This is a genomic window from Lentzea sp. (assembly GCF_036380075.1).
Lineage (GTDB): Bacteria > Actinomycetota > Actinomycetes > Mycobacteriales > Pseudonocardiaceae > Lentzea.
On the sequence record NZ_DASVFL010000114.1, the window covers coordinates 1 to 5,615 of the forward strand.

Annotated in this window: 4 protein-coding genes; 2 read left to right on the forward strand and 2 right to left on the reverse strand. The window is 70.8% G+C overall.

Features of this window, described 5'->3' with window-relative positions:
* Window positions 1-173: 173 nt before the first annotated feature.
* Together VF330_RS14690 and VF330_RS14695 are read right to left on the reverse strand one after the other, a co-directional pair.
* Window positions 174-2,453 carry a helix-turn-helix transcriptional regulator gene (locus tag VF330_RS14690; protein ID WP_330852138.1) on the reverse strand — a complete coding sequence of 760 codons (2,280 nt, stop codon included), beginning with the start codon at window positions 2,451-2,453 and terminating at the stop codon, window positions 174-176.
* Between the two features lie 38 nt (window positions 2,454-2,491).
* A complete protein-coding gene (locus VF330_RS14695) occupies window positions 2,492-3,706 on the reverse strand; it encodes an Hsp70 family protein (protein WP_330852139.1) in 1,215 nt (404 codons plus the stop codon).
* A 218-nt stretch (window positions 3,707-3,924) separates the two neighbouring features.
* On the opposite strand from VF330_RS14695, the gene VF330_RS14700 reads away from it, so the two are divergent.
* Both VF330_RS14700 and VF330_RS14705 read left to right on the forward strand, forming a co-directional pair.
* A complete protein-coding gene (locus tag VF330_RS14700) occupies window positions 3,925-4,827 on the forward strand; it encodes an IniB N-terminal domain-containing protein (protein WP_330852140.1) in 903 nt (300 codons plus the stop codon).
* A gap of 192 nt (window positions 4,828-5,019) precedes the next feature.
* Window positions 5,020-5,615, forward strand: a 596-nt coding sequence (locus VF330_RS14705; RefSeq protein ID WP_330852141.1) for a dynamin family protein, incomplete at its 3' end; no start/stop codon positions are given.

Here is a 5,615-nt window from a genome sequence, read left to right on the forward strand (position 1 = left end):
AACACTCGGCTGGGACACCCCAGCCGAACGCATGACTACGCTCCTCACCGAAACCAGTTGACCACCCGCGTTGCAACGACCCCTGGAATCCACCAGATTGCCGGGGGTCTGGGGGCAGCGCCCCCAGGTGGAAGCACGCAACAGCAAGCCCGCCAACGCAACCAGGGAACCCCCTAGGACCCAACCCCCACAATGTGCCGCAACTGAGCCAAAAGATCAGACCGGGAAGTAGATCCCAACCGCTGCCTCATCCGGGCCATGTGGTGCTCAACGGTCTTGGCGGAGATGAACAACCGGTCCCCCACCTGCTTGTACGTCATCCCCTCCAACACCAACCGAGCCACCTCCCGCTCCCGGTCGGACAACTTCCCGGAGTCCTCGACCACGGGAACATCGGCCTCGACAACCCGCCGCGACACCGCTCGCCCCTGCAACAACCGCGCGCAGTCGAGCAGCCGAACCATCGCCTGCCGATCGGAAGTCCGGATCGCGGCCTGCCCGGCCAACCGGGACGCGTCCCACCAAAGCCCGACTGCGTGCAGCCCGCGAGCAGTCTCCTCGACCCGGTCGGGATCGACTTTCCCGGCGACAACGTCCAACCAACACTCGGCAGCAGCGGAAACCACCGCGCAGTACCGGTTCCGGGAAGCATTCACCGCCAAAGCGGCAGCATGTTCCTCGGCAGCGGCGGTGTTCTCGTCAATGATCGCCGCGTGCAGCAAGCTCCAGTGCAACTGAGTCGCCCACAACGGCGGATTCCCCAGTGACCGCAACAAAGCGGAAGCCTGCGCGAGGTGCGGCGCCAACCGCCCCTGGTCCCGCAACCGGGCAGCGGCAGCGGCGAACTCCCCCAACGGCAGCAGGCTGAACAGGTCGACCGGATGCCGGAGCACCGCCTCGCAGGCCTGTTCCCAGGTCCGGCGCAACGTGGCCAGGTCGGAGTTGCGACGGGCCACCCCGACCTCGAGGGCCACGGCGAAGATCCAGTCCCGCGGTTCGAAGGTCCCGCGGACGGACATCAGGGTCTCGCGGGCGACGGCGAGGTTCCCGCGCAGCATGTGCAGCCAGGCCTGCAACAACCGGTGCCGCACGGACATCAGCACGCCGCCGGTCCCTGTCTCCACGGCCCGGTCCAGCACGGACTCGGCGACGTTCGGCTCACCGCAGTGCACGGCGACGAGAGCGGCCAACGCGGCGGGTGAGTCGGGCAGCAACACCGCCCCGCCGGCGGGTTCGAGCATCGAGGAGGCACGGACCAGCGTCGACAGGGCGGCGGTCTCGGCACCGGAGACCGACTGCCGAACTCCTTGCAGCATCAGGGAAGCCGCACCACCGAGCATCGTCGGCGGCTGCGGCGGGGTTTCCTCGAACAGGTGCCCGGTGCCGATCAACCCGATCCCGGCGAACGCCGCCGCGTACGGGGTGGCCGCCCACCGGAACAGCTCAGTCGAGCGGGCCAGCTGGCCGCGGTGGGCCAACGCCACGGCGGCGACCTCGGCGGCGGTGCGGCGGTGCGACGAGTCGGGAGCGCTGATCACCTGGTCGGCGAGCCGCAGGGCGCCGTCGAGGTCGCCGGCCATCGCCGAGGCGGTCGCCCACGAGGCGGCGGTCTCGGCGGAAGGGGCTCCGCCGCCGGTGGAGGCCTGGAACAGCCGGGCTGCCAGGGAGGGGTCGGAGGACAGCGCCTCACGGGCGGCGGCGGCGAAGACTGGTCCGCCGATGCCGGTGTCCAGCAACGGGCGCACCAGGTCCAGGACGGGTCCGCCGCGGTCGAGCTGGAGCTGGGCCAGCTTCTGGCGCACGGCGATCCGCCGTTCGGCCCGCGTCAGCGCACCGACGGCGCGGTGCGCGAGCGGCAGCAGGGTGCCGTCTTCGGCGAGCATCCCGGTCGCGCGGGCGGCCTCGATGATGTCGCTGACCTCGTCGAAGTCCTTGTCCAGCAACGCGGACAGCAGGTCGAGGCGCTGGGCGGCACCGGCTTCGGCGGCCAGCAGGAACTTCTGCAGGTCGGGGTCCAGCCAGTCCAGCTCGGCGCGGAACGCGGCGAGGACCTCCGCGGAGACCTCGGACGCGGCGCCGAGCCGTTCGACGTAGGCGGGCACGCCGCCGGTCTGGGCGAAGACGAAGTCCGCCACGGACTTGGGCGCGTGCAGGAAGTCGCGGACCTGGTCACGCGTGAACGGCGCCAGCGGCACGACCACGGCGCCACGCGTCAGTTCGGCCAGCGCGGCACGGCGCGGCCACGGCCGGTAGGCCACCACCAGCAGTTCCGCGGAGGAGAGCTCGGCCAGAGCCGCGTCGTCCAGCAGGTGCGCGTCGTCGACCACGCGCACGGCCGGGTTGGTGATCTCCGAAAGCAGCGCCGTCTTGCCGTGACCGCCGGGCGCCGCGACGACGACGCGCAGGGGTGTGCCCGTTGTGGCGTCGTTGATCCGGTCCAGGACATCTCGCACGGAGTCGTCCAACAGCAACCTGGCTCGCGTCGTCACGCTCAACGGCCGTCCTCATCATCGTCTCGGAAGTCGGATCGGGAGCTGGAGCGACGTCCGGCGGGTTTCAGCGCGTCCGCCATGCGCTTCACCTTCCTCACCGGGAGCTCCAGCGGGGGTACGTCCACCGGCGGTCGCGGCGGTGGAGCGCTGAAGTCGTCGTCGTCCGGACCGGCGATCTCGCCGACCGGGAACCGCAACGACGCTTCGCGGGTGTGCACCAGGACCGAGGTCTCGAGCGGTTCCGGTTCGCTGTCGGGGCCCACCACGACGAGGCGCGCGGCCACCGCGGCGCCCTTGGCCACCGAGTGCTCAGGGGCGGCCTCGCCCAGGACGCGGCAGTCGACGGACGCGGAGAGCGCGTCGCCGACCGCGGTCATCCGGCAGGCACCGCCGACGAGCAGCACCGCGTCGGGCTGGGCTGGTCCCAGCGCGCGCACGAACGTGGAGACCAGGTGGTCGACGGACGGGCGGATCTCCTCGACGAACTCGTCGCGGCCGACCTCGACCCCGCTGACCACCACCGAGGGCCCGAAGGCCCGTTTCGCCGCCTCGCACTCGACCGCGGACACGAGGGCGTCCTTGCCCAGGCGTCCGCGGACCAGGTCCGCCAGCAGGTCGTCGAAGTCGGCGCCGGTGTGGTGGTCGACGCCCTCGACGTGGTTGAGCAGGTCGAACGTCCGGTTCTGCGTCCGCTTCACGACGGACGCGGAGAACGCGTGGCTGCCGAGCGAGAACACCGCCAGCGTCGCTCCCGGCAGCACGCGGGCGCGCACGGCGTGGTTCTCCGCGGCCGCGAACGGCTCCGGCACGAGCGTCACGTCGTGGACGCCGACCGCCCGCAGGGCCGTGAACAGCAGGCCCCGGCGATAGGGGCCCCACCCGGCCGGGTGAGTCACCGCGATGTGACGGGGCTGTTCACCCTCCCGGGCGACGACCTCGCCGACGACCCACAGGACGAGCAACGCGGTGAGCTCCTCGGCCGGGCACGTCTCCGGACCCAGCGAGAACGGCACCGCGTCGCCCACCCGCCGGGCGAAACCGGTGGCCGTCCAGCCGGGCACGCCGCGCTCTCCGACCGAGAACGTCCCGGCTTCCGTGAGCTGCAACGACGACGCCACGACGAGGGCGATCTCGGCGTCCGCGCCACCGTCGAGACGGCACACGGCAGCCGTCGTGCGGGTGGTCCCGACATCGACTCCGAGTACGTACGGCACGTCTCTTCCTCACCTGTTCGCAGCAGCGACCAGTACCTACACGGGTGAACAAGAGACGCTCAAGCGAGGCCCCTAATCCCCTAGGGGGTCAACGAGCGTCACCCAATCAGGGAACGGGGATTCACTGGGAGTGATCCCCGATGTTCCGGGGAACCCCGCTCTCTTAGCTTGTGGCACATCAACCCAACGCATCCGTGCCTCACCAGGAGTCCCCTCAGATGATCCAGCCCAGCACGCTCCACGACTTCGTGCTCAACCTGCTCAGCGACCCGTCCCTCAAGGCCGCGTTCGCCGCCGATGCTCAGGGCACCCTGGAGCAGGCCGGGCTCGCGGACATCACCGCTGTGGACGTCCAGGAAGTCATCCCGCTGGTCATCGACCTGCTCCCGGAGACCCCCGCGGGCCTGCCCGCCCTCGAGGGCGTCTACTTCGACGGAGTCGTGGAGGACGTCCTGGCGGAGGGACCGCTCGGCGCCATCAGCCAGCTGCAGGCCGTCGCGTCCCAGCTGACCTCGTCGGGTCTGTCCCTCGACAACCTCACCACCTCCTCGGCGGGTCTCCTGGCCGTCGACGAGCACGGTCTGACCGTGTGGGCCGGCACGAACACCGCGGACGTCTACGGCGCGGGTGCCGTCCGGGTCGACGGTGACTTCTCCGCCGTCAACGACGTGACGTCGGTCCTCGACCAGACCGCGTCCCCGCTCACCGGCACGGTCCTCGACGTGGCCGACACCGCCACGGCGACCGTGGACGCGCCGCTCGCGGGTGTCGCCCACTCCGTTCCCGGCGCCGACGGCGTCCTCGGCCACCTCGGCGGCGTCACGGGCCTGGCCCACGACGCGCTGGGCGTGCTCGGCGGCAGCGACGCCGGTCTCGGCATCGCCAGCGCGACCGGCCTGGACAGCATCGCCGACGGCAACATCGGCCTGAAGACCGACGACACCCTCGGCCAGGTCCACCACACCGCGTCGGGCGTCCTCGACACCGCGTCCGGCGTGACCCACTCCGCCACCGGTCTGCTCGGCGACACCGCCGGCGTCGGCAACGTGCTGGGCACCGTCACCGACGTGACCCACAACGTCCCGGTCGTGGGCGACCTCGACCTGGGGCTGCTCGGCTGAGCCACCCTCCCCGCGAACCGGCCCCGTCCCTCCTGGACGGGGCCGGTTCGGCATCTCCACGGCGTGATCGATCCGGCACTGGCGGTGAGCAACGTCACCGCCCCTCCGAACAGCTCGTCCTGACAGAAGAGGACCGGTCTTGCGTTCGAGGCTTTCACCCAAGGGGGTGAACACGGCACTATGAGCCAGGTGATGGCACCGCCCTGGCTCGACGTGCTCGACGAGACGATCGGGGCCTGCGTCACGCACCGGAGGCCCGATCTGGAGGCCCGGCTGCGCGAGAAGCGGGCACAGCAACTGGATCCGAAGTTGCGCGTCCTCGTCGTCGGCGAGTCCAAGCAAGGCAAGAGTCAGCTGGTCAACGCGTTGCTCAACGCCCCCGTGTGCGCGGTGGGCGACGACATCACGACGACCGTGCCGACCTACGTCCAGCACGCCGAGACCCCGTCGGCGGCGCTGGTCCGCAACGCGTCCGCGAACGGTTCGATCTTCCACACCCCGACCGAGCGCATCGCCGTCCCGATCGACCAGGTGACGAAACAGGCGACGGTCCAGTCGAAGGACGTCGTGCGCGCCGAGATCGGCATCCCGCGCGCCCTGCTCGACAGCGGTCTGGTCCTGATCGACACCCCCGGCGTCGGCGACACCCGCTCCGCGCACACCGCGAGCACGTTCGCGACGCTCATGCAGGCGGACGCCGTGCTGCTGGTCTCCGACGCCACGGGCGAGCTGACGTCGGCGGAGATGACGCTGCTCAAGAAGGTCATGGAGGCCTGCCCGAACGTCAC

Bases quoted from the DNA above. Each gene is read 5' to 3' on its own strand.
- VF330_RS14700 (WP_330852140.1), top strand. From the start codon at position 3,925: ATGATCCAGCCCAGCACGCTCCACGACTTCGTGCTCAACCTGCTCAGC.